General features: G+C 45.4%; 16 protein-coding genes and 1 riboswitch. Of the genes, 9 read left to right on the top strand and 7 right to left on the bottom strand.

Translation table 11 applies throughout. The features are described from left to right. Positions 1 to 119 precede the first annotated feature (119 nt). The 4 genes from ACLVWP_RS06985 (at position 120) to ACLVWP_RS06970 (ending at position 4,803) form a co-directional block, all read left to right on the top strand. Positions 120 to 1,490: a TolC family protein gene (locus ACLVWP_RS06985; protein ID WP_413560908.1), complete on the top strand. Its 1,371-nt coding sequence runs from the start codon at positions 120 to 122 to the stop codon at positions 1,488 to 1,490. A 40-nt stretch (positions 1,491 to 1,530) separates the two neighbouring features. Beyond that, a complete protein-coding gene (locus ACLVWP_RS06980; RefSeq protein ID WP_413560906.1) occupies positions 1,531 to 2,052 on the top strand; it encodes an asparaginase domain-containing protein in 522 nt (173 codons plus the stop codon). Between the two features lie 88 nt (positions 2,053 to 2,140). Beyond that, entirely contained in the window at positions 2,141 to 4,219 is a 2,079-nt protein-coding gene (locus ACLVWP_RS06975; RefSeq protein WP_413560905.1) for a hypothetical protein, read from the top strand. Positions 4,220 to 4,236: 17 nt separating this feature from the next. Further along, complete coding sequence (locus tag ACLVWP_RS06970; protein WP_413560904.1) at positions 4,237 to 4,803, top strand: outer membrane beta-barrel protein; 567 nt, start codon at positions 4,237 to 4,239, stop codon at positions 4,801 to 4,803. Between the two features lie 45 nt (positions 4,804 to 4,848). Here ACLVWP_RS06970 and ACLVWP_RS06965 read toward each other — a convergent pair whose 3' ends face one another. Continuing rightward, a complete protein-coding gene (locus ACLVWP_RS06965; RefSeq protein ID WP_413560903.1) occupies positions 4,849 to 5,631 on the bottom strand; it encodes a hypothetical protein in 783 nt (260 codons plus the stop codon). A 145-nt stretch (positions 5,632 to 5,776) separates the two neighbouring features. Between ACLVWP_RS06965 and ACLVWP_RS06960 the strand changes: the two genes are divergently transcribed. Beyond that, entirely contained in the window at positions 5,777 to 7,126 is a 1,350-nt protein-coding gene (locus tag ACLVWP_RS06960; RefSeq protein WP_413560901.1) for a DUF1214 domain-containing protein, read from the top strand. On the opposite strand, the gene ACLVWP_RS06955 is transcribed toward ACLVWP_RS06960, so the two are convergent. Both ACLVWP_RS06955 and ACLVWP_RS06950 read right to left on the bottom strand, forming a co-directional pair. Next, positions 7,116 to 7,928: a S1 RNA-binding domain-containing protein gene (locus ACLVWP_RS06955; protein WP_413560900.1), complete on the bottom strand. Its 813-nt coding sequence runs from the start codon at positions 7,926 to 7,928 to the stop codon at positions 7,116 to 7,118. The two genes, ACLVWP_RS06960 and ACLVWP_RS06955, sit on opposite strands and share 11 nt — an antisense overlap. 28 nt (positions 7,929 to 7,956) lie before the next feature. Beyond that, on the bottom strand, positions 7,957 to 8,976 hold the full coding sequence (locus tag ACLVWP_RS06950; protein WP_413560899.1) for a lipoate--protein ligase: 1,020 nt from the start codon (positions 8,974 to 8,976) through the stop codon (positions 7,957 to 7,959). 155 nt (positions 8,977 to 9,131) lie between these two features. Here ACLVWP_RS06950 and ACLVWP_RS06945 point away from each other — a divergent pair, with 155 nt between their 5' ends. Genes ACLVWP_RS06945 through dbpA form a run of 3 tightly spaced genes read left to right on the top strand, consistent with a single transcriptional unit; the run spans position 9,132 to position 14,373 of the window. Next, the gene (locus tag ACLVWP_RS06945; protein WP_413560897.1) at positions 9,132 to 10,349 is read left to right on the top strand and encodes a hypothetical protein; all 1,218 of its coding nucleotides are present in this window, start codon (positions 9,132 to 9,134) and stop codon (positions 10,347 to 10,349) included. Positions 10,350 to 10,361: 12 nt separating this feature from the next. Beyond that, positions 10,362 to 12,926 carry a hypothetical protein gene (locus ACLVWP_RS06940; RefSeq protein WP_413560896.1) on the top strand — a complete coding sequence of 855 codons (2,565 nt, stop codon included), beginning with the start codon at positions 10,362 to 10,364 and terminating at the stop codon, positions 12,924 to 12,926. A 49-nt stretch (positions 12,927 to 12,975) separates the two neighbouring features. Next, positions 12,976 to 14,373: an ATP-dependent RNA helicase DbpA gene (gene dbpA, locus ACLVWP_RS06935; RefSeq protein WP_413560895.1), complete on the top strand. Its 1,398-nt coding sequence runs from the start codon at positions 12,976 to 12,978 to the stop codon at positions 14,371 to 14,373. 6 nt (positions 14,374 to 14,379) lie between these two features. Here dbpA and ACLVWP_RS06930 read toward each other — a convergent pair whose 3' ends face one another. Beyond that, positions 14,380 to 18,372 carry a DEAD/DEAH box helicase gene (locus ACLVWP_RS06930; protein WP_413560894.1) on the bottom strand — a complete coding sequence of 1,331 codons (3,993 nt, stop codon included), beginning with the start codon at positions 18,370 to 18,372 and terminating at the stop codon, positions 14,380 to 14,382. 129 nt (positions 18,373 to 18,501) lie between these two features. On the opposite strand from ACLVWP_RS06930, the gene ACLVWP_RS06925 reads away from it, so the two are divergent. Then, the gene (locus tag ACLVWP_RS06925) at positions 18,502 to 20,502 is read left to right on the top strand and encodes an alkyl/aryl-sulfatase (RefSeq protein ID WP_413560893.1); all 2,001 of its coding nucleotides are present in this window, start codon (positions 18,502 to 18,504) and stop codon (positions 20,500 to 20,502) included. 52 nt (positions 20,503 to 20,554) lie between these two features. Here the strand turns inward: ACLVWP_RS06925 and ACLVWP_RS06920 are convergent, their stop codons facing one another. The 3 genes from ACLVWP_RS06920 to ACLVWP_RS06910 all read right to left on the bottom strand — a co-directional run bounded on the left by ACLVWP_RS06920 (position 20,555) and on the right by ACLVWP_RS06910 (position 25,059). Next, complete coding sequence (locus tag ACLVWP_RS06920; protein WP_413560892.1) at positions 20,555 to 22,654, bottom strand: TonB-dependent siderophore receptor; 2,100 nt, start codon at positions 22,652 to 22,654, stop codon at positions 20,555 to 20,557. Continuing rightward, a riboswitch (TPP riboswitch) is annotated at positions 22,646 to 22,749 on the bottom strand. (Overlaps the previous gene by 9 nt.) A 43-nt stretch (positions 22,750 to 22,792) precedes the next feature. Continuing rightward, on the bottom strand, positions 22,793 to 24,073 hold the full coding sequence (locus ACLVWP_RS06915) for a trans-sulfuration enzyme family protein (protein ID WP_413560890.1): 1,281 nt from the start codon (positions 24,071 to 24,073) through the stop codon (positions 22,793 to 22,795). A gap of 128 nt (positions 24,074 to 24,201) precedes the next feature. After that, the gene (locus ACLVWP_RS06910; RefSeq protein ID WP_413560888.1) at positions 24,202 to 25,059 is read right to left on the bottom strand and encodes a hypothetical protein; all 858 of its coding nucleotides are present in this window, start codon (positions 25,057 to 25,059) and stop codon (positions 24,202 to 24,204) included. Between the last annotated feature and the right edge of the window lie 45 nt (positions 25,060 to 25,104).

Raw genomic sequence — 25,104 nt, 5'->3', positions numbered from 1 at the left:
GGGTACGAAAAACCGAAACTTTACCGATGTTTAGGATCGTTTAGCTTTTATTTTCCACGTATTATTTGACTTCTAATTAGGTACCAAATAATTTTCTCTCACTTCGAAGGGGAACTAAAATGTTTCAGTTCAAAATGAGAAATTTGGCGGCGCTTGCTCTTGCAACAATGATCTCTGCAACATCATTTGCAGCCACTACAAAACAACCGACATCTATCACTATCAACCCACGCACGTTGAAAGCACGCTTGCTCGAAAACAATATCGAACTTGCTGTGCAAATGAACAACGTGTTCAAAGCTAAAGACTCTGTGGACCGTGCTCGTAGAAACTTGCTTCCAGGTATCAACTTGGGTGCGGCTATCGACAACAGCATGAGCTTCTCTTTGGCCTCTGTAAATATGCTCTTGCCATTCTTGCTTCCAAGCAAATGGTTGGACCTTCGCGAAAGCCAACATTTGTTGAACGCACAGGGTGAGTCTTATTACATCTCTCAGTTGAATACTTATTCTTCTGCGTATTCTATGTACTCCACTATCCAAGGTGACATGGAGCTTCGTCAGATCATCCAGTATCAATACGAGAACTACAAAAAAATTGAAGCTGCTATCAAGGAAGCCGTGGATGCTGGCATGAGAGATAGATCTGAACTAATGCAAGTTCAGGCGCAAACTCAGTTGTCTAAGATCCAAGTATCCCAAATGGACGTTTTGATCCTTCAAGAAAAAGCAGCAATCCGCGAAATGTTGGCGTTGCCTCTTTCTACTGAAATCAAAATCGAGCAATTCCATATCAGCTCTTCATCTGTTGAAAACCAACCATTGCAAACAACTGTAGATCAAGCTTTGGCTCGCTCTCCAGAACTTCGTCAATTGTCTTCTATGTTGAAGGCGACTGAAGCTGGTAAATGGAGTGCCTTCTGGTCATTCTTGACAGGTGCTTCTTGGGGCGCTTCTCGTGGGCCAACAGGTGCATTTGCTGATGCTGAGGGCGCAGGTTCTGCAAACTTCAACTTCGGTAACTTCTTGATCCTAAAAATCGGTAACCGCGAATTGGATGCTATCCGCCTTCAAAAGAAACAAATCGATTTCGATACAGCTAAAATGGTTGAAACGACTGTTGGTTCTTTGCGCGAAAGCCAAATGCAATTGTCTTTGGCAAAACAAGCTGAAGCTAACTTGACGGCTCTTTATGACAACGAGCTTGAAAAGTTCGAAATGGGTATGACAGATCTATTGCATGTTTTGAGTGCAGGTAACAACTTGACGACGGCTTTCACAAACCGCGTAAAAGCTCAAACAAACCTAGATACTTTGCGCGTTGGTTTGCACCGTATGATGGTTTCTGACCACTTCGGTTTGATCCAAAAATGCCAAGTCTACAAAAAAGGCACTGGCGGTTTGACGGGTAAATTAGGTCGTATCTTCAATCCGAAGAAAGACGACATGAGTCTTGACCAAGCTTGCGGCCCGCAAGTTAGCGAAAATTAGTAGCTAGTTCGGAGATCTTAGCATAGGATCTCCGACATATATGGGAACTCCTGTTAAAGACGTTATCATTATCACTACTGGTGGCACGATCGAAAAAACCTATAATGAGTTCGATGGCTCATTGGAAAATCGTGGCACCAGCATCAAGAACCGCATCCTTTCTAAGTTGCGTTTACCTTACACCAATATTTCTGTTTATCCGTTGCTCAGTAAAGACTCTCTTTACATGAACGATGAAGACCGTGCGCTTATCTGCGCAACCATCAAAGATCAAATGCAACGTGACTGCCCTATAGTGCTTTTGCACGGGACAGATACAATGCATATCTCTGCAGAGTACTGCTTCAAAGAAATCGGAACGCCAAAGGTACCGGTGGTATTCACTGGCGCTATGATCCCGATGGGTTTTGATGACAGTGATGCCACTCAAAATGTCACCGAGGCTTTGCTATCTGCCAAGCTTTTGCCTCCGGGCTTTTACATCTCATTCCACAATCAGGTTTTCAAAGTGCCAAACGTTCGTAAAAACCGCGAAAAAGGCACCTTCGAGGAAACAACTTAAAAGCATCCACGGCGCTTCTGTAAATTACCACAGGACCGCCTCACGCCTAGATTCATCCCGTACTCTGATACAAAGAAAATCGGAGGACATGATGAAGCTGGAATTTTCAGCGGGCGTTTGTATCCTGCTCTTAGGTGGTTTACTTAGCCACGCAGCTCCTAAAACCAATCAAGCTGCTTCTTCTGCCATGTCATGGCCCAAAGATCTTTCAACAGATTCGAAAGAAAAAATCACGATTTACCAACCTCAGGTAGAGTCTTTAGAGAATAACACTGTCACCGCCCGTGCGGCCTTCAAACTCACCAAAGACGGTAAAGACTCCTACGGTTCGATGTTATTAAAAGCCAACACCTTGATCGATAAAGACAACGACACCGTGACTCTGGAAACTCTGAAGGTGACCGACCTACAAATTCCAGAAGAGAAAATCAAACGCACAGATTTTATTCGCTCCTTGGATAAAGCCCTGAACGATAAGAAACATGTCCTCCCCTATCACAATATGGTGGCGAGCCTCGACCTTCACTCCATCGACAAGCGTAAAAAATCTCCTGAGCTTAAAAATGATCCGCCACAAATTATTTTCGCCACTCGCCCGAGTTTATTGATCATGATTTCTGGAGAGCCCACGCTGGGTCCTTCCGGTAAAGAAAAAAGTATCGAGCGCGTTGTGAACACCAGTGCATTGATTCTGCACGACAAAGACAAAGGATTTTATCTTTGGGCTTTGGGTAAGTGGTTCACAGCTCCGCAAGTGACTGGCCCGTTTATGCCTTCCAAGTCTTCGCCATCATCGAAGTTCGTGATGGTCAAAGATGACCTCATCAAAGCAAAAACCGTGGATCCCCTTGAAGGCCGCACTGCCGATGGGAAAACGATTTACCCACCAGGAGTCATGCCACAGATATTTATCGCGACCAAACCCACTGAACTTTTGCAAAGTGAGGGAGAACCAAAATTTTCAACCGTCGAAAAAACGGGATTGCTTTATGTCTCAAATTCTCCCAACTCTATCTTTTTGCAGTCCTCTTCTCAGAACTACTACACACTAATTTCAGGAAGGTGGTTTGAAGCGAAATCTCTGCAAGGACCTTGGAAATTCGCGACAGCTAAAGATCTTCCGAAAGAGTTCGCAAAAATTCCTGTCACGAGTCCCGTCGCAGAGGTTTTAGTTTCAGTACCGGGAACTCCCCAAGCCAAAGAGGCTTTAATCACCAGTCAAATTCCGCAGACGGCGCAAGTCCCTCGCAATATGAAGCCCAAGAATTTAAAATGCGATGGCGATATTAAATGGCAGAAAATCTCTTCCAGCAGTTTGCAGTATGCAGAAAACTGCAACACACCTCTGCTGATGGTGAATCCGAATCTGTACTACATCGTTCAAGACGGTGTTTGGTTTAACTCGAACAAATCAAATGGTCCTTGGGAAGTTTCCATCGCTGTCCCTGAACAGATTTATCAAATACCTACTTCATCGCCGCTTTATTATGTGACCTATGTGCGCATCTACGGAACCAGTGCTGACAATGTGATTGTCGGCTATACGCCGGGCTATCACGGCACTTTTGTTTCTGCAGATGGTACGATTGTGTATGGAACTGGATATTCCTATCCTACCTACACTTCCACAACGGCCTGGTATCCCCCACCATCTACTTATGGATTCGGCGTGGGTTATGGTTGGGGTTACGAAGAAGGATTCTTTATGGGATTTTCCATGGGAGCCCTGATGTACCCTTGGGGTTGGGGATCTTGTTGCTGGGGCCCGACCTACGTGAACATCAACGTCACCAACGTTTATCACAACTGGGGTGAGCACACAGTTATCACCGGCGCCGGTGGACATGGCATGGCTGTGAACACCATCGGCAATACCAAGTTCGCTCGCGGCCTTGATAGCAACAAGGTCTACGCAGGACATGATGGCAGCGTCTATCGTCGTAATGGCAAAGGCGACTGGTCCAAGTACAACGGTCCGAACACTTGGGACCCCGTCAAAAAACCTGACAACATCCAAAATCTAGAACGCACCCACGAAGCTCGCACTCCCCCTGAAAACATGCGCCAACCCTCCAACATGCAACGCACTCCTGGAGGAGAATCGAACTTCCTTCGTGGAGGTATGCGCGCTGGGGGAGGTTTTCATGGTGGTGGATTTCGTCGTTAACAACTAAAGGAGAAATCATGAACAAGTACTTGATTGTCATAGCACTTTTATTAGGACTCACATCAACTGCGCAAGCGGCATTAGATTACGGCCTTGAGTTGGGCGTTAGACAACAATCGGGTGATGCCTACGGTCCTGATATATCAACGAACTCTCGCACGGGATTTCAAGGTGGTGCCTTCGCTCATTTTCCTCTGCAAGGTGACACGGCCCACTTCCGCACAGGACTCCTCTATACGCAAAGACCTCTGGAAACTGAGAACGACAGTTCAGGAAGCAAAATCCAGTGGAATCTTGATTACATTGATATTCCCGTCACGATTCTTTTTAAGCCTCACGAAAAATTTGGAATCTACTTGGGATTTATTGCCTCCATCAATGTCGCGAAAAGCTGTTCAGGAGATTCCAATTGCAAAGTCTCAAGTGTTGATACACCGACTTTCCCAGGTGTTTTCGGAGCCACAGTGAAGTTCAATACAAAATGGGGACTGAATCTTTACTTCGACTCTTCTTACTCGACGGTCGCAAAAGGACTTGCCGACTACAAAGCCGCCGGACTAAATCTTATGTTTTCTTTGGATTAAAATGATTGAGGTCCCAAGGTTGATGCCTTGGGACCTCTTTTTAAACTACTTTAACGGAAATTGAAAATTCAAACCCACGAATGTCTGAAAGTTCGGAGTATACTGACCTTCATGGGCCACTGTCCATTGAGGCTCACCAAAGAAGTTCACCGTTGTTCCTCCTTCGAGTTTCCAAACCTTACCGACACCGGCTCCGATTGGAACGTTGTAATCACCGGTCTCCCAGTTAAACATCATGATCCCCGTGGATCGCACATAAAATCCGCCGGGCATGTTATAGATAAAGAATGGCTGCAATGTCGCCAGGTTTTGAGTGGGGCGATCACTGTCTCCAGCAAAGTCATGTTGATACGTAAGCAAGGCACCGAGCAATCCCGTCGGGTTTGGATACATCAGAACTCCCGCGGCTCCGATTTGCCATTTCCCTGCTCCGGTTTCATCTTTAGAAGCCGTCGGCATCACGAGCAAAGGCCCGACACCCATTTGCATACCACCCGTATTGCCAATTAAGAAAACATCAAAAATGCTGATATCCCCCACGCCCGAAGTGGTGCTTGTCGGAGTTTCCAAAGCTGCAGGCATATAAGGGATCGTCATGCGCGCTAATTGCGGCATTCCTCCCAGCATCATTGGGGAAGCAATACGCAAGTAAGCTGTATTTAAACTTTCGTCGGTGCCAAATACCGATGTTTGAAAATAATCATGCAGATTAACAGCAGCCATGGGAGTCAGCGGATTGTTTGAATTATTCATATCTTCCGAACTCACCTCGGCGTGAGCTATTGCTATTTGCAAAATCACGGCAACACTTACAAGTGCGGCTTTCATTAAGAACCTCCGATTTATATTAGTCCCATCAGATTTACCGAGCTCGTGATATTTTAAAACCTATAGCGAGATCGCGTGCCAATAATCATGTACTGCATTTCATGGCTCCCATTTAAACTAAACCGGAATCAGAGGAGCGAACCATATGACAAAGTCATTAAACATTCTTTTGCTAATTGTAACCCTACTCACCACCACGACTTCACTTGCCCGACAAATGAAGAACATCACTCAAAAAGAAGTCGTTGATGCCTATCAATACTTAATGGGACGAGTGTTGATTCTAAGACAAGAACACATCGACTTTCAAAAAGAGGGCTTTAAGTGGAATGAAATGATCCATCGTGATGTCGGTGGGGTTCAGTGGGCCAATCCGAATCTAGATGTCGCATACAGTGAAGCGTGGGTGGCCATCGACAAAGACAGCTGCACGATGGTGGAGATTCCAGAAATCAAGGGACGTTACTATACCGTTCAGTTCCTGAATGGCTGGGGCGAAACCACGGCCAATATTAATGACCGCAACTATCCTAAACATGCCTTTGGCAAATTTGCGATGTGCTTGAAGGACTCCACTGTGAAGCTTGCTCCCGACGTTCAAAAAATTATTCTGCCATCAAAAAAATCCAGAGTTTTAGCGCGCATCGAACTAGGAGCCGACACCAAGGAAGCCGTAGCTCTGCAAAAACAAATGAAAATGTATCCCACAGGAAAACCGGAAATTTCAGAATCTCCGAAGGTGGTGGAGTTCGAGCACAAAACTCCTCCAGGAATCGAAGTTTTTGACAATGCCTCGGCGATCTTGGCATCCGAAAAAGACATCAATCCTAATATGGGTGGCCTGCAACGCAAGGTGATCGCTGTCGAGGCTTCAGCCAAAAATGACAAGACTCGCGAAGCGACAGCGAAACTAGTGCGAGAAAAAGCCATTCCAGAATTTCTGATGACACTCGAAAAAATGCAGAAGCATAAAAATGGTTGGGGCATGGCTCCCCGTCATGGCAACTATGGTGCCGACTATATTTCTAGAACGGGAATAAACTATGGTGGTATTTGGGCCAACAACTCCCAAGAAGCTGTTTACTATACCGCGATGAAAGACACGACTAACACACCACTCAATGGCAGTACGACGTATTCAATCACCTTTCCAAAAGGAAAAATGCCCGCTGATTTAGCTCGTTATTTCTGGAGTATCGTGTGTGTTGATACGAATGACTTTAAAGTCATTCCAAATCCTGACAACAAATTCGTGATTAATAATCAAACGGGAGCGAAACCAAATCCAGATGGATCACTGACACTTTATTTTTCTAGCAAAATGCCTCAAGGGGTTGCCAAGGAAAATTGGCTGCCAACACCAGCAGGTGGCAACTATAATCTGACTTTTAGATTTTATGGCCCGAAGAAAGAGCTGCAAGATGGGAAGTACTTTCCGCCAGCTTTGGTTAAGCAACCATCACTGGCGAAACTGGAAGACGGATCTACTTATTAAGGTAGATCCCGTCGTCTTTAACGGTCAGAACGCGTTTTTTATATAAATCACCCAAGGCCATTTTATATTTCTTTTTACTGACGCCGAACATCTCATAGATAAGTTCGGCGGAAGTTTTATCATTGATCGGTAAAAAGCCGCCCTCTTCACGCAAACGCTCCAAGATCAAAGGACCGATATCTTCAGAACTTTGATGACCCGACTTTTGCAAGCTCAAATCGATCTTGCCGTCCTCACGAACTTTTCTGATATAGCCCTTCAATTTTTGGCCATGAACGATGCGATCAAAGATCTCATTCGCATAGATCATACCCCAGTGCTTACCATTGATGATGGCTTTAAAGCCCATATCAGTTTCAGCAGCGATAAATAGATCCACTTGTTGGCCTTCTTTGTAATCACCTGCTTCTTTAGAAACATGGCGATCCAAACGCATCGAAGAAGCGATACGATCCGTGTTATCCAAATACAAAAAGACCACCACGGCCTGTCCTACACGAAGGCTGCGAGTTTGTTCGGCATAGGGAAGGAAAAGATCTTTGCCCAGGCCCCAATCCAAAAATGCACCCACGTTTTCAACAGACTTTACCATCAAGTGAGCAAACTCACCCACCATGGCTTTGGGCTTTTCAGTTGTTGCGACCAAACGGTCTTCAGAATCGAAATGCACAAACACTTCAATCTCATCATCCACATTCAGGCTGTCGGGAACGTAACGACGTGGAAGTAAAATCTCCCCGTCTTTGTCGCCATCTAAAAACATACCGAAGTCAGTAAGTTTAACGGCTTTTAATTTATTCATTTGTCCAATATTAACCACGAAGTTTTCCTTAAATCTCAATATTCTTAACTAGCCAAGATTCCAACTCATTGATCTGTGGCTCAAGCTCAGGGAACTTTTGAACGGCACCTACAAAGGCCGCCTTCACACTGTCCCCGTTATAGTGTTTTCCAACCAATGACTGTTGGATGTTTTCGATCAACGCTGGATACAGGCAATCCGTATAGATCTTTAGATCCTTGATCACACCATCATCAACGATGAAGTGGAAATCAAAGAATCCCAATGACAAGTACTCATCCATCTTGTGCGTGAACTCTAAAGTCGAACCATACAACCACTCCCACGAAGAAAGCAGATCGTATTGCTCTTTCAACTCAGGAATCTTTGGCAAGCTTTCTAGGCTCAGCATAATGACTTCGGCTTTGGAGCCATAAAACTCTTCAAAAGCACGGATCATCTCGGGAACGATTTTGTCGTGATTGATGTCTTTAGAGATCTCATTCAGATTCGTCACGCGAGCACGAACTGATTCCTTCCCTTTGGCTTTTAACTTTTTAGGATTCGGAGTCAGGTAGTTCCCCAGACGAGTCAAATCAGCGTGCAACAACAACGTACCGTGATGAAAGGCACGGTCTTTCTTTTCACGGTAAGCACTGCCACTGAATTTGCGAGGACCATCGTGGAATGGAACCATCAAATCGTTACGGCCCGATGCCTCACCTTCAATGCCGAATTTTTTTAGAGCATTGAAAATGATCTGCACGTTGTTTTCACGACGGTAGCCTTCTTTGGGAGACAAGAAGGTAAAGTTGGTGTTCCCTAGGTCATGAAAAACAGCTCCACCGCCTGTCGTACGACGAGCCAAATGCACCTTATCGTTTTTCATCTGAGCAAGGTTGCATTCAGACCATGGGTTCTGATTGCGACCGATGACCACTGTCTCTTCATTTCTCCATAAGAACAAAACCTGACTGGATGGATCCAAGTTGTGGAAGATCCATTCTTCAGTGGCCAAGTTCAATTGCGGCTGAAATGAGTCTGAGAGGAATACTTTAAGCGTCGTCATAGTGTCAGGAATCTAACAGACTCGAGTAGATTTTGCCAGCGTTGGGGAACCAATGGTTTACATTCAGGGGGAAAATGATCATTACTGGCTTTCCACGAGACTTTTTTTCGCATTCCGGCTATAACTCCACTCGTCGCATTCTGGTGAGGATTTTAGTGAAAGCAGTGACCCTTTTACTCATAGCCATAGGCCTTCTCTTGGGTGCAAACCGCTCCTGGGCCCTGCTATCGACAGACATCCTCCCAGCGGGCATTAGCAGCCCCTCTTTCCGTTACGGAAACCTCGACGGACTCAGTGAAAGATATACAGATGATGGCAGCCTGATTAAGCTTGGCGACTACAAATCTGTGAATTTCGACGCCCAAACCCTGCAAAAGTTCAACGCCGACGCCAGAAAGCTGATCAATGCCCTGAATAAGTTCGGTGGCACAGGATTAGGCGATAAATTCAACTTGGGCGTCTTGAAGGTTGAAACTGAACCCCACGTCAATTATTTCGCGCCTGTCTTTGCCCATGGGGTGACCTCGAAATGGACTCTGGGAGTGGGCGTCCCTTTTGTGAAGTATACGAATCAGATTTCAATGTCTTCGCAGTTTTCAAATATTGATTACTACCGTCGCCAATTTTCAGGCCTGAGCGCTGAATTGGATGAGGCGTTAAACACCGATCTCGGTAAAGCCACCAACGATACTTTGGCGCAAAAAGGCTATAAGCAGCTTTCTAATCGCAATGAGTCTTTCGTGGGCGACGTTCAAGTGGTCAGCGTTTATAAATTTTTTGACGATAAAAAGACGGCATTGATTTACCAAGCGCAAATAAATCTACCAACGGGTCCTAAATACGATGCCGATGATTTGGCGGCTTTGAACAATTTTGGTCGCACCAATATCAACAACACAGTTGCTTACTCTTATAAGTTCTCAAGATTCACTGCGGTTCCATTTTTGAGCTATGTGTACAACGTTCCAGATCAAATCACGGAACGTGTTCCCTCAAATTCGGACGACACTCTTCCTGATGCCAGCAACAAAGAAAATATTGATCGCAAGATCGGTGATTCGCAAATTTTGGGCGGCAATTTGTTCTATGACTGGAGTGATCGCTTTAGTTTTGGAACGGGCTATGAGTTCGTGAATAAACAAGCCGACGATTTCAGCGGGTCTCGCGGACTTCGCTATGACATGCTTTCTAAGAACACAGCGTCGAACTATCACAAAGTTAAAGCACAAATCGTCTATTCTACGGTATCGTCTTATTTCAAGAAGCAATCCTTGCTACCAATGATCGCTTCACTTGAGATTTCTGACTATGCTCAAGGTACCAACGTCGAACGTCAACTGGCTCAGGAATTAAACCTGATGCTTTTCTTTTAGGAGGAGGAACTGATGAAAAAAGCTTTACGCATTTCTTTAGCATTCTCTTTCCTCCTAAGCGCTTGTGCTCCTAAAGTTCAATCCCCTAATTTAGGTGGAGGCACTCAAAACTTTGGCCCTCGCTATTCCGACGTCAATTTACGTGAAGGCTTGAAAGAGTCCGACGCGACAAAATTAAACATTGCTTGGCAAGGTGAAGTCTCCACTTCAAATTTCTTTCGCCAAGCTCAGAACGTTTATACTTTGGGTGTGCTGACTCAGAATCCCGCTCTCCGCCAAAAAGGTCTTAACTGGATTAAGAAATTCTATGCCCAACCCAAAACGACATCTTACCAATCTTTGTCGATTGCTCCCTATGCAGCGCTTGCCACGGCTCAAACTCGCAGCGAGGTGACTTCCAGCTTGGAACTTATCCAAGCTGATTTGATCAAGGCCAAGTCTGTCTTGCGCGCGCACTTAGCAAAAATGGGTAAAGAGTTTCCGTGGGCGGATCGTGCCGTTCGCGTGGATGTCTTGATTAAGGAAGTTGAAAACTTCACTGAACATTTCTTAGGACAAATTCATCTTCTGGGACTTTTGCCACCGGTTGAAGAGGGTCTTACAACAGAGATCGGCATTCAGACGAAGCCTTACTTTGCCAAAATGGCGGCTTTCACTAAGTCGTTTTATGAGTCGACAAACTTCTATAAGAACATGCAACTGATTCAACAGTTGATGGCGGAGTTTGAAGTCACACTGCCAGACGATCTTAACAAACAAATGAGCCAAGGTCTGTTGATCGGCCGTGGTATTGAAGTAACCCGCGATTCGCAAGGGGCTTTGACGGTTTTGATCGATGTTTGGAAGATGCTGACTCCGGCAGAGCGTGAAGAGTATTTCTCGGCTGCGAACAATGAGCTTTATAATTTCCTTCGCAAACAGGACGACAAAGAACTTCAATGTCTGCGCACCCCTGGTTGCAGTGGTGGTATTATTGACGGTATCGCCAAAAAAATCTTTATCCTCCCTAAAATTGAAAAATTCGGAGTGATCAAGATCCGTAATCTTTTGAATGATACAGCCAGCAAATTCCTGACAACAATTGTTGAGGACTTTGCCGTTAAATTCGTGCGCGATATCCCGGGCATCTTTGCTGATAATATCGACGATGGTATCAACAAAAAGGCAGAGGTTCTTAGCAACGTACAAAACAACTACGAACCTTACGTTCAAGATCTATTGCACAAATGGTCTTTGAAAAACCTGAAGGCTTACGATGGTAAAGTTGCGGGCTTTGAAACGCCAAGCATCCAGTTAAACCTGACTAAGAGCGAACCTCTAAAAATTCAGGGCGTTGGCTCCCCGGCTACTTTGAAGGCGAACACAGCTGGTTCATCAATCATGGCGCGTGCCCTTTTGATGGAAAATACAGATGACGCTGACTTAGGATTGCAAACGGCTCTTTCCCAAGTGAACAAGCTAATCACTATCGGTGGCTATCGTGACATCAACGATCGCTTGGTTCCAGCGTTGCTATCTCCAGTTGAAAAGGTCAAACATCCTCTGGATATTATGCGCCTGTCAGAAATGCCGTATTCATACCGCATTCCTGATCAAGTGACTTTGCAGGATCCTTTCCACGTAAATCCTGGTGTGGATTATGCGAAGGACTTTTCAGCCTCTTCGTTTGCAGAACAAATCGAAGGCTTAAGCCACATGCTTAAAATCACTGCCGACTGGAAAGTCAGCAGCTTTGATAAGTACCTTGGAAAAATCAAAGCCCAAGATTTAGTTGAAACGGTTCAATCCGCAGAGTTCCAACGCAGTCTTTTCCCTAAGGATATGTTCTTTGCTTTGAACATTGGGGATATCGCGGTTCTTTTGAAAGACATCACGAAGAAAGCCACTCCTGTGTTTTTGGTGTCTTTGAATGATGAGATCATCTGGGCCGACAAATATATGGGCAGCAATGAAACTGTCCTGATGGGTGGAATCGTTGATATGAAGGACGGTGTTAAATCAAACATCGTTCGTTCAGTGGATGTTTCTAAATTCCTTTTGGCCTTGTCTGAATTTTTAAAGGCCACTGATGGAGTTGAGAATACGAAATCCACGATCTTGACGGAAAAAGACAGCAACGGTCGTTCGAACTTGGACGAACTTGTTGAAGGCCGTAAAGACATCAAGCTATTGATCGTTTCTTTGGCGAACTTTATCTCCAATCAATTGGTGAATGAGTCTTCTTTGGTTCAATCACAGTATAAGCTTAAAGAGTTCCAGCGCTCTGATGCGGTTCCTTATCGCGCTTATGAGCAGGCGTATGCGATTCGCGCTCTTCTGGCAGCTTGGCGCCTGACGAACATCGACGCCTACCTATGGAGTGCTCAAGAGATCTACTATGCGATGAATAAGCAGCTCTTTAGCACCAAAGAGCAATTCTATGTTAATGGCGATGGGACGACCTTGGATTTCCCGCAAAAAGTGGTCACATTGCTCGCTTTAACAGAGATAGCTCCTCACCTTCCGGTTGAAAGTAACGTGCAATTATCAAAGATTACGAGCCCTTGGCTCCAAGCTTTGAGTCAGCTTCAAAACTAGAAGTTTCCGGAATGTTCTGCTATAGTGGCCCCATTCCGGGAGTCCAATTTTGAGTACCACTAATTCCTTTTCAGCTTTGAATCTTAAACCTGAGCTATTAGCCGTCGTGCAAGAGCTCGGCTTTAGCTCTATGACTCCCATTCAGGAACAAAGTATTCCGGTGCTATTAACTGGCAAAGATCTTATTGGTCAGTCAAAAACTGGTAGCGGTAAAACCGCAGCCTTTATCTTGCCGATCTTGAATCAACTGGAATTAAACCAAAAGACTTTGCAAGCCGTGATCATCTGCCCGACTCGTGAGTTGGCAACTCAAGTTTTGACGGAAGTTCGCAAACTGGGTCGCAAACTTGAGGGCCTACAAACCATTTCTTTAACTGGTGGCGGACAAACAGGCCGCGAGCAACAGCTGGAACTTGAAAAAGGCGTGCAAATTGCCGTGGGTACTCCGGGACGTATTCTGGATTTAGCAACCAAGGGTCGTTTGTTTTTAGACGATGTTAAGACCGTGGTTTTAGATGAAGCCGATAAAATGTTTGATATGGGCTTTATCATGGAAATCAAAAACCTGATGAGAGAGCTTCCCGTTCAACGTCAAACGGTTTTGTTTTCGGCAACCTTCACTGATGCTGTTTTGGATTTAAGCCGTCGCTATCAAAAAAATCCGCAAAAGATCACAATCACAGAAGCTCCAGAGTCTTTACTGATCGAAGAAGTGACTTACGATTCTGAAGAGGCCGACAAAGCCAATAATCTGATGCGCGTCTTGCAACAGCATCAAGCAGAGTCCTGCCTGATCTTCTGTAATACTAAAAATGCTGTGAATGATTTGATGAACCGATTCAGCGATCTTAAAGCCAGTGCCGTGAGCCTTCATGGTGACCTTGAACAAAAAGACCGCGAAAAAGTCATGGCCTTGTTTAAAAATGGCAGCGCCAAAATTTTGGTAGCAACAGATGTGGCCGCTCGTGGTTTGGACATCGAAAACCTGGAACTCGTGATTAACTATGACTTCCCTTTGCAACCAGAGACCTACGTTCACCGTATTGGTCGTACGGGACGCGCTGGGAAATCCGGAACCGCGGTGACTTTACTATCTGCAAGAGACGCCTTGAAGTTGATCGAAATTGAAGGTGTTACGGGTCGAAAATTCCAAAAGCCTTCTTTGGGCTTTAAAAATCAATTTGGCCTTAATTGGGAGTGGAAACAGTCTCCGATGCAAACATTGATGATCTCTGGTGGACGTAAAAATAAAATTCGTCCAGGCGATATCTTAGGTGCATTGACAGGTGCTGCTGGTGGATTAAAAGCCGCCGATATCGGTAAAATCGAAATGTACGACACTTACACTTATGTTGCCGTTCGCTCCGATAGCGCTAATCACGCTTTCAACAGTCTTCGTAACGGCAAAATCAAAGCACAAAAATTCCAGGTCAAGATACTCAAGTAGGCTTCCCTACTTGAGACCCAATAGAATATCGAAATCTTCTTTAGACAGAGCACCGCTTGCACTGCCGCCCAAATCCGCCGTTGATTCCGCATTGCCGAACAAGTTTTGGAACTTCACGCCTTTGCGATTTTTAAGAACCTCGATTTTTTCTTCCAAAGATTCATGCATGATATAGCGGAAAACTTGCACAGCTTTGCTTTGTCCTAAACGGTGAGCTCGGTCTGTTGCTTGGTTTTCCACGGATGGATTCCACCATGGCTCCAAATGGAAGACATAGCTGGCCTTGGTCAAATTCAGACCCACACCACCCGTTTTTAGAGTCATAACCAGAACCGCTCCACCCTTAGTGGCGTTGAACTCTGCCAAGATCTTTTGACGTTGAGCCGTTGGTACTCCCCCGTGAAGCATGAATACAGGAATTCCAGCATCGTGCAGAAGCCTTGCTGTGTGTTCCAGGGTTTGTAAGAACTGAGTAAAGACCAATGCACTTTCGCCGGACTCTACGATCTCGCTGATGGACTCGAGCAAAGTTTCCAATTTCGGCGGAACTTTATCATAGCGAACATTCGGTAAACCCGCTGGATCCGAGCACGCCTGACGTAGACGCAGAAGGGCTGTCAACATTTGCAGTTGCACGCTGGCTTCTCCGTTAGTCGTCATCGCCTCTTGAACCTTTTGGTTATAAGACAAAGCGATATCACGATAGATTTCCATCTGCTTGTCTTCGAAGGCGATACTCATCTTAGTCTCTTGTTTTTCAGGCAATTGATCCAAGATTTCTTTTTTTGTTCGACGAAGCAACAACGGCTTGATCTTAAGTTTAAGATCATCCATTTCCTCGCGAGTCACCATTTCCGTGTTCACGAACTGACGACGGAAGTCCTCGATTTTACCAAGGCTGCCTGGCACTAAGATATCAACCAACGAATAAAACTCACCGTAGTGATTCTCCATCGGCGTACCCGTTAGACAGATCTTGAATTGTGCATTCAATGATCTGGCAGCACTTGTACGTTTCGTCGTGATGTTCTTTAAATTTTGCGCTTCATCAAAAATCAAAGTCTTCCAATGAACTTGAGACAAAAAGTCCTCATGCTCCATCAAAAGACCATAGGTCGTAATCAAGACACAGTCTTGTTTCGTGAATAGTTTCTTGCCTAAGCGATCGCGGTCTTTATTGGTGAAAACTTCCAACGGCAAATCAGGAACGAACTTTTGAACTTCACTTTGCCAGTTAAAGATCAATGATGATGGTACCACGACAAGAACCTGTCCTAGTTCCTCTTTCAAACGCAGGTCCTCAAGGAAGGTCAACGTTTGTAAGGTCTTACCCAGACCCATGTCATCGGCAAGCAAAGCCCCTAGGCGCAAATTGTAAAGATCTTGCAGCCACTGAACGCCGTACTCTTGATACGGTTTCAGCTCTGCCTTGACTGTTCTTGGAATTTTAACTTCACGAGGTCCCTGGCTTAAGCCATCATAGAAATCACAGATTTTCTTCCACTCGTGGTCACCACGAATCGCCACACCAGAGGCACGCAATGCCAATAGCTCCAAAATCTGATGACGAGGCAGTTTGTAAACTCTTTCGCCGATGCCACCTTTAGTTTTCGCATCTGTTTTGTTGCCCTGAAGCTTCTTCCAGAAGTTTTCTAGACGACGCAGGCTTGGCATTTGTTTTTTAGGAACAAGATACAGCTTCCCGTCGTATTCGATCACTCCACCGCCACCGAAACCTGACATGGCTTGGGCGTCAATTTCCTGACCTTTCAGGAAGAATTTTGGATTGAGCTCAAACCAATTGAAGTACTTTTCAGCGGCATCACTGGTCAAAAGGAAATCCACTTGGAAGTCATCTTCATTCAATTCCTGAAGAGCTTGTCCTTTGTAATAGATTTTAAATCCATGCGGCAACAATGCCTGCAAGGACTCAATCGTATCATGCGTGTGCGAAGATTCTTTGCGAACATTCGGGAACTGGAACAACCCTGTACGCAAAGTGGGATCTTTTTCCGGATCCCCATTCCAGATTTTCGACAAGAACGATGTACGAGATTTTTTGAAAGCGTCACCATTAGTTGTAGCAACCAGGCGTTTTAGCATTTCATAAATCAGACGGAATTCGCGTTCAACCGCGCCTTCCAAAATAACTTCGCCAGACTCGGAATAGAAAGACTCGCTCGCTTTCAAGGTCTGCAAAGTTTTAATCACATAATCATCAAAGTAAACCAAGACATTGCGTGAGCACAGTTCAGACAATGTCATCTCACGAGCCAGAACAACGCCCGTGCCACTGACTAGGATTGCTTGGATATTGTCTTGAAGGATTTTAAAGATTTCGTCTTCCTCGACAATTCGACCGTCCGTCAATTCACCAGCAAAATGCCAGTTCAGGATTTCTAACGTCAGATACTGCAAAACACCCAGATGTCTTAGCAGTTTAAGATCCCAATCTCTTTTACCGCGAGCGCGTGTTGCGACTTCCTTGGCATCAGTGCCTAAGAAATACGGCAAGCCCTCAGACAAAACATGAAGGTAAAGAGACGAACGAGCTGTCCAACCGGTACGAGCCAGATCCTTTTGCCCTGCAACGCGGGCTTCGTGTTGCAGATGGAAATTTCCATTCTCGGTGAGATAAATACCCATCACACTCTTGGATTCTTCCAAAACTGTGGTTTCACCCGTAACGTGCAATGGAATGGAGCGAGTGCGCAGGTGCTTCACCATGCGTTTGGCTTCCAACTCCCCTTCGATTTCAACTCGCGGATAATCTGTAGAGCTTAACGTAAACTGCAAAGCATCCGTGTTCACATCCGTCAAAACGCGAACGAATTCACTCCACTCGCGATACCAAGGGTGAACAGCAAGAACTCCCTCTTCAGCTTCGAAGGCAAAGGATTCATAAAATGCGAAAGGCTTTTTTCTTTCCGGGCTAGTCAAAGTGAATTGAGAAATCAATTCTGCTTTTTCGGTAAAGTCCACGCGCCATTCAAACTCGCGGCTCATATCATAATCAATCAAACGAATTGGCAGAGTTTTTTGTGAGTTCTTACCTTGAATATAAGCTTCCAGCTGGCCTTGATTTACTTTGGTCGCGATATTCGCCAAAACGGCCTGCATGATTTCTTCGACTTCACGCAGGGATTGACTGATAAACAAGTTGTCTCGTTGCAGAGTCAACGGCCATCTATTGAAAGCCGTGTCTGGTTTTCTGGGTTGAGGTAAAAGATCTTTCGGTACACTTTTGTAAAGTGGATGGCGAAGGATATCACGGGCGCAAACTTGCACGCCGTTACTAAAGTTATAACGAACCATTCCCGCAATACGGTTTTGCTCGTTAACTTCATTAAAATAATTTTCAGAATACGCTGTCAGTTTACGACGGAAAACATCTGGCAAACTCCACAAAGATGGTGCCAGACTTTCTTGCTCTTTAGAGACTTCCAAAAGACGATATGGTTTTTCAGTCTCTGCTAAAAGGGAACTTAAAATCTCGCCACGCAAAACCGGGGCTTCTTCCATGTACAGGGTCACTGATTGCAGGAAACCCGAAGTTTCCCCCTCAGTGCCCATACTTTGACGATGGCGCTGACGTGGACCTCTTAAGTCTTCTGACAGTTTTTCAATGCGAGGATCTGCAGGAGTCTCCTCTTCCAAAGTCAGTGCCTGCCACAGCACAACGTAGCTAGCCCATTGATGGGCGCAAGTAATTTTTGTATCACCGCGAGTTCCGCAATTGTCGCAACGGAAATCAAGAACTCCTGAAGTTTCATCCTGCAAGATCTTAACTGAGCATTTAGCATTTTCTTTTTGATCGTTGATGAAAATCTTCAACTGCATAGCTCCGCTAGCAGCAGATTGCATCTCGTGGCCATCAAAGGCACCTTCTGCAATCAAATCCAAGCCCTCTGCAAACTCACGTTGCTCCCCTAGAGGTACACGCTCACTGGGATGACGAAGCTGAGAAACATTTTGAAGACTTAGAGGAGCAAGAAACACGCATTGTCCTTTGTCAGTTGGCCCCACTCAAAGGGCATCGAAAATTATCAGTGATTTTAGGCACATTGTCCATAGAGGAATGGCTATCTCTGCTAGATCTGAAAATAATAGGAGCTCTAGGAGGAAATTATGAAGCTATTTTCGAGCAGCGCTGCTCTCAGTGCCTGTCTATTATCTTTGACATTTTCAGTAAGTCATGCAGCTGAACTGCCAGAGGGGAAAGCCACTGATTTTACCCGTAAGGCCAATCAGAACTATGTCAAAATGCTGGACTTCAATAACAAGGAAGATTTTGAATTTGCTCAACGAGGATTTATCGCAACCCTCGACAATCCCGTGATCAAAACAGCGGAGGGCAAAACAGTTTACGATCTGAACGCCTTTGACTTTTTGAAAGACGAACCTGCGCCTGACACCGCAAATCCAAGCCTGTGGAGACAGTCACAGCTGACTCGTATGCATGGGCTTTTTAAGGTCACTGATAAGATTTATCAAATTCGTGGCTTCGATATTTCCAACATGACTTTGATTGAGGGAAAAACAGGCTGGATCATCATTGATCCCCTCATTTCAAATGAAGTAGCTGCAGCCGGATTAAAGCTCGCTAACGAAAAACTTGGCAAACGCCCCGTCAAAGCCGTGATTTACACTCACAGCCATGTCGATCACTTTGGAGGAGTCGGCGGAGTGACAAATGAAGCTGAGGTGAAAGCCAAAAAAGTTCAAATCATCGCTCCGGAAGGCTTTATGGAAGAAGCCATCAGCGAAAATCTTTTCGCTGGGAATGCCATGGGCCGACGAGCGGTTTACATGTACGGTCGTGGTCTAAAAAACTCCCCTACTGAAAATTTAGGAACAGGATTGGGTTCTGCGACCTCCAACGGAACAACAGGCATCATCGCTCCTACAAAAACAATCACGAAAACCGGCGAAAAAATGACGGTAGATGGAATCGAAATCGTCTTCCAAATGGCGCCGGGAACGGAAGCTCCATCGGAAATGCTGTTTTACTTCCCACAAATGAAAGCCTTGTGTTTGTCGGAAGATGCCACATCCACAATGCACAACCTCTACACTCTTCGCGGTGCTAAGGTTCGTAGCGCCAACGTGTGGAGCACAGCTTTGAATACAACGTTAGACATGTTTGGCTCAAAAGCCGATGTCAGCTTTGCTTCCCACCACTGGCCAAGATGGGGCAACGGAAAAGTCGTCGAGCATCTTACTAAGCAAAGAGACATGTACAAATTCATCAATGACCAAACTTTGCGCCTGGCAAATCAAGGCTATGATGCAGAAGAAATTGCCGAAAAAATTAAGCTACCTGAGTCTTTGGCTAAAGAGTTTTACAATCGTGGTTACTATGGATCTTTGAACCACAATGTTAAAGCGACCTATCAGTTGTATTTGGGATTCTATAACGCGAACCCAGCAACTCTGCACAAACACCCAAGAACTGAAGCTGCAAAAAGATATGTCACGGCGATGGGTGGAGCCAGCAAAGTTCTAAAAAATGGACGGGAGGCCTTTGATAAAGGCGACTATCGCTGGACCGCTGAAATCGTAAATCACTTGGTCTATGCGGAGCCCAACAATAAGGAAGCTCGTCGCCTGCAAGCTGCAGCGTTGGAGCAATTAGGCTTCCAAGCGGAGAGCGGTCCATGGCGTGACGTTTATATTTCCGGAGCAACAGAACTTCGTGGCGCACCGATCTTTCCAACGCCGCCATTTATCGACACTCGTACTCTTCCTCTTGCGATGTTGATGGAGTACACGGGTCTTCGCCTCAATCCTGAAAAGGCGAATGGTAAGTCGATGAAGATCGGACTTACTTTCAACGGATCCAAAGAGAAGCACACTTTAGAATTGAACAACTCCGTGGTACATGTGCGCAAATCGATGCCGAACGAAGAAATGGATGCATCCTACACCATGGACTACAAAGACTTCGCAAGCATCATGGGTGGCATGCAAACCTTCGACCAAAGAAATGAAAAGTTCAAATCAGAAGGCAAGACTCGCGCTTTGGGCGATTTAGCGGCGATGCTTGATAGCTTCGATCCAGGATTTAACTTGATCACTCCCGTCGAGGAGAAATCAAAATCTGACGAGCGTATGGCGAGCGCCGAATAGATAACACCTACTTAGCAATAAAAAAAGGACGGGTCCCCCCGTCCTTTATACATTAAATCTCTATCTGCGCACTCAAAACATAAGCGCGCTCTTCTCCGGGATAAAGATAGATATGCCCGTATTGGGTTGGCGATTCTCTCCAATAATTATTGTCGGTCAGATTTTGCACCCACAAATCAATTTTCATAGGAATCTTTTTGCTTTTCATCGCGTACCCAACGCCCGCATCCCAACGAACCCAACCCGGCAGAACCAGCGTATTATCAGCCGTCACAGCTCTTTCGCCTTCATAGCTAATACGGCCTCTTAAATCAAAGCCGACAGGCCACGGTGTTTTATAATCTGCTCCCGCACGCAAGGTAGAATCAGGAACATTTACAGCGCGACGTCCGTTAAGACTTCCTTGCAACTCGCTATTCTTGCGTTCCGTACGAAGCCACATCCCGCCAAAATTCCAGGTAAACCTGTCAAAATCACCCTGAATATCCGCCTCGAAACCAGTGTGCTGATCAATGCCATCCACTTGATAATTCGGTGCTGCATCGGCAACCAAGGGGCGATCGATTTTAAAGACTGCGACATTCCACTGAATCCCGGCCTTGCCTCGTAAGCCCAGTTCATATTGCGAGGAACCAACATCCGAGAGGAATTCCCCCGGGCGAGAATAAGTATTGCGATTCGGAGTGACGAAAGACTCCATTCCCTCGGCATAACTCACATACACCAACACATTTTTTAAATCATAAGATAATGCAGCCCAAGGCAGCATAAAGCTTTGATAATAGTCAGTGGCGCGACTGCCATCTGTTCTGACACTCGCTCGAGAAATTCCATTCCAACTTGCGCCTAGCCATCCTGTCCATGAATTCCACTTTACTGAATCCGCCAAAGAAATCTGCAAATTGCGTGAATCCCGATTCGTACTTTCATCAGTCAATGAAGGATCTGCTGGCAATACAACGGTCCCGTTGATATTTCCCTCACCGACATAGTTATAAGCTTGGCGTTGATAGCGTTCTTTCGTGTTCCAAGTCATGGCTCCCACGGACCATGAATGTTGAAATTCCGTCTGTGTGAATTTTCCATCTAAAGATAAGCGTAGGGCGTAAGTCTCTCGACTTTCGTTGTCGCTGCGAAAATCGTACATATCAAACGTACTATCCGAACAATAGCGATCAAAGCTCCCGTCCTTAGTGCAACCATAGGGATAGGCAAGGTGATCGTCATTTCCTAAAATCTGCACGCCGCCGATCATAGAAATATTAAAATTTTCATTCACAGATTTGGTGTATTTCAAACTACCCGTGATGGCTCTAAAGACCACTGGTTCTGACCAAGGTTGATTATTTAAGTTGATATTCGGATCGTGAAGCTGAGGTAGCTGATCCCCCAACAAACTAAAGCCCGCCTGACTTGGCTGCGAGCGCTGCGACCACTCGATCTCACCTTCAATCATTGATTGCTCAGGCAAGCGGATACTTAAGGCCCCCGCTACTAACGAGCGCTGACCCTTTGCACTCTTTAAATGTGGAGACAACGACTCGTGAGCCACATTCACTCGGTAATCCATATTCTCATTCGCAACTAAACCACTGTTCGCATCGGCGGCGAGTAAAAAACCACCAGAATCATTCACATCAGAACGCACGGAAATACGGCGACCGTCCAAAGGACGCTTGATCTGATAATTAATCAAACCTCCGGGACTGCTGGCGCCAGACTGAATTCCACTTAAACCTTTCAGTACAACCACTCCCGCTTTGTTTTCCAAAGGAATAGCCGTTTCCGCACTGATCGGAAGATTTTCGCGTCTATAATTACTGCGATTATCCAACGTGTAACCACGAATTGAAAGCATGTCCCAATATCCAGTGGCATTATAGCTATCACTCAAAGAAGACTCGAGACTGGTTAAGTCTGCCAGACGAAGCACATGGTTTTTTTCTAGGGTTTCGGCTGAATAAACATCAGCACTGACTGGAACCTCAGCAAGATCCATGCTCTCAAAACCCAGCAGCGAAGCCTCGCTTTGAATTTTGTCGTGCACAATGACCGGAGCCAGCTGTGTTGAACTTTCCTCAGCCTTAGCATTAAAACCAATTAAGATTGTAAGATTTAACATGAGAGCGAACGAGCGAACGTAGAACTGCATTTAGACCTTCCCTGCGCGAGCATTATCTCTGTCAGGTTCAAAGGGTATTTCTCAGCCGTCACACACCATGTATGACAGCACCCCTAGTTGTTGTGGCAGATATATGTCGCAAACAGGAAATCAGGTCAATGGACTTTTTTAGATTCTTTTCAGCGAGTCCTCAAGATCGCCAATAATGTCCTTCACATTTTCCAGACCGATGCTCAGACGGATCGCGCGCGGATCGATTTTGCTCTCCCCACGCTTGCTTTCTGGAATCGCAGAGTGGGTCATAAAGCCTGGCACCTCGATCAAAGTTTTCGTCAACCCCAATGATACCGCCAAAGTAATGGCATAGGAGTTTTGAGCCACGTCATCGACAAACTTCTGACAGCGCTTCATATCACCTTTAACCAAAAACGAAATCATAGTCCCTGGAGCAAAAGTGTTTTCTGGAGAAACCAAATACTTGCGAGCCAATTTACTTTGCGGATGAGATTTCAAACCAGGGTAAGTGACGCTCTCAATTTTCGGATGTTTTTCCAAGAACTGCGCCACTTTCAAGGCTGTCGCCTGCTGTTGTTCAAAACGAATGGCTTGAGTTGAAATACCATAAACCAAAATATGCCACGCAGAGTAAGGGTGAATAATCGCACCGAAGTCCTTACGAGCTACACGCAATTGACCATCGAAGGCTTTTGGAGAAATAACCGCTCCGCCCATTTCCGTACCGAAACCAGAAATATTCTTAGTCAAACTTTGGATGACGAAATCAATACCCCACTCCCGAGGACGCAGCGACCACGGTGTCGCAAAAGTATTATCCACAACAGTATAAATACGGTCGTCAGCTTTACGTTTTTTATTCGCGGTTTTTACCAGCTCTACGATTTTTTCAAGATCTGCGATTTCCAGAATAGGATTTGAAACGGATTCAAAATAAACCACGCGAGTCTTAGGATTTTTAAGTTCTTGTTCCAAAACTTTAAAGTCATTCACATCGATCAAAGAGTGCTCGACTCCCAAACGCGGAAGCCAGTTCGTGATCAAGCTGTATGTGCAACCGTATAAAGTTTTGTGAGCTACGACTCGTTGACCACTTTTAACCAAGGTCATAATCGCTGCGGAGATCGCACCCATACCGCTACCGAAAGTAACGGCGCAGTCGCCTTTCTCAAGAATAGCCAATTGATCTTCGAGCATTTTAGTTGTGGGTTCTTCCAAGCGATCGTAAATCCAAATCGGCTTGTCTTGATCTTGAGGTCCCGCGAAAGTACTAAACCCCTCGGCACCACGTGTGAGTGAACCCAAACGGAAGGTCGTCGAAGCTGTCATCGGAGGAATCAAGTGATGCGAAAACTCCCAAGATTTTGAAAGTGCTTCGCCATGAATGGCCTGAGTGCGCGGTGATAACTTTTTACGAGCGGACTTTTTAGTCACAATTCCCCCTCTAGATTTACTTACAGCAAAACTAGAGCACAAGTTCTACCCACGGGGAACCGATGACTTCAGGCGGTTAACGCCTCAAGCCATCATCAAGTCACATTGGATGGAGTTGAGAAAAGATTCTAGCTGGCCTTGTCGGCAATCAGCTTCTGACAGCGATCCAAAATCGTCGCGCGTATGTTTTCACGATGTTTGATAAACTCCGGCAGCTGCGTGTTCTGCACAATTTTATAAAGCTGAACCACACGCAAAAGCTCAATCAAACGAGGCTTCTGCGGGCCTTTCGAAAGAGGATACTTAGGCATTTCCAATCCCTCTTCCGCCGCTTCATAAACCGCCATCGTCCAATCAATTTCGGTTTGAGTTAAATAGATCGTCGGAATCGTCAGAGGACGTTCGCTACGCTGTTGATCTTCAATGATCAACTGAGTATTCAAATAACGAAGTTCCCCCACAATGCGAGTCATCTCAGCATCATGAGTTTTTCCGTAAAGTTTGAAAACCGTTTTACTCCAAGCCTCACAAAAATCATCAAACTCGATATTCGACGATTTTTCAAAAAGCGGAGGATTCGTGATGTAGTTCAAAGTCTTCGTAATCACATCTTCGGCGATTACGATGCTATTAAACTTACCACCGACACGCAAAAGATGATGAGTCCAACTCGCCAAGGAAATCAGCGAATGGTTGTTCACAGAAGCATTTCTAAAATTCAAATGAAAATCCTCAAACATCACCGAAGGCAACGGAGAATTCAGCATCTGATCAAGAGCACTTTTACTGCGCTTATATTTAGGAATTTCATAATACGCATTCAACTTGCGCTGAAACTTATCAAAGGTCTCATCCCAAAGCCCCTCACTCTGACAAGCCTTATACAATTGGAAGGCTTTCGCTTGAGAAGGCTCCGCCTCATCCAATAGCGAATTAATTCGATCTACCAAAGTCCGTGGAAATGAATGCCAAAGTTCCTGAATCATAGACCTCAGTTTACTAGCATTAGCTATAAAATGCTGACTTCAGTT

Source organism: Bdellovibrio sp. HCB209 (assembly GCF_047306065.1).
Taxonomy (GTDB): domain Bacteria; phylum Bdellovibrionota; class Bdellovibrionia; order Bdellovibrionales; family Bdellovibrionaceae; genus Bdellovibrio.
Note: the sequence above shows the minus strand (reverse complement) of the source record. Positions and strands in the feature narration are given on the sequence as shown.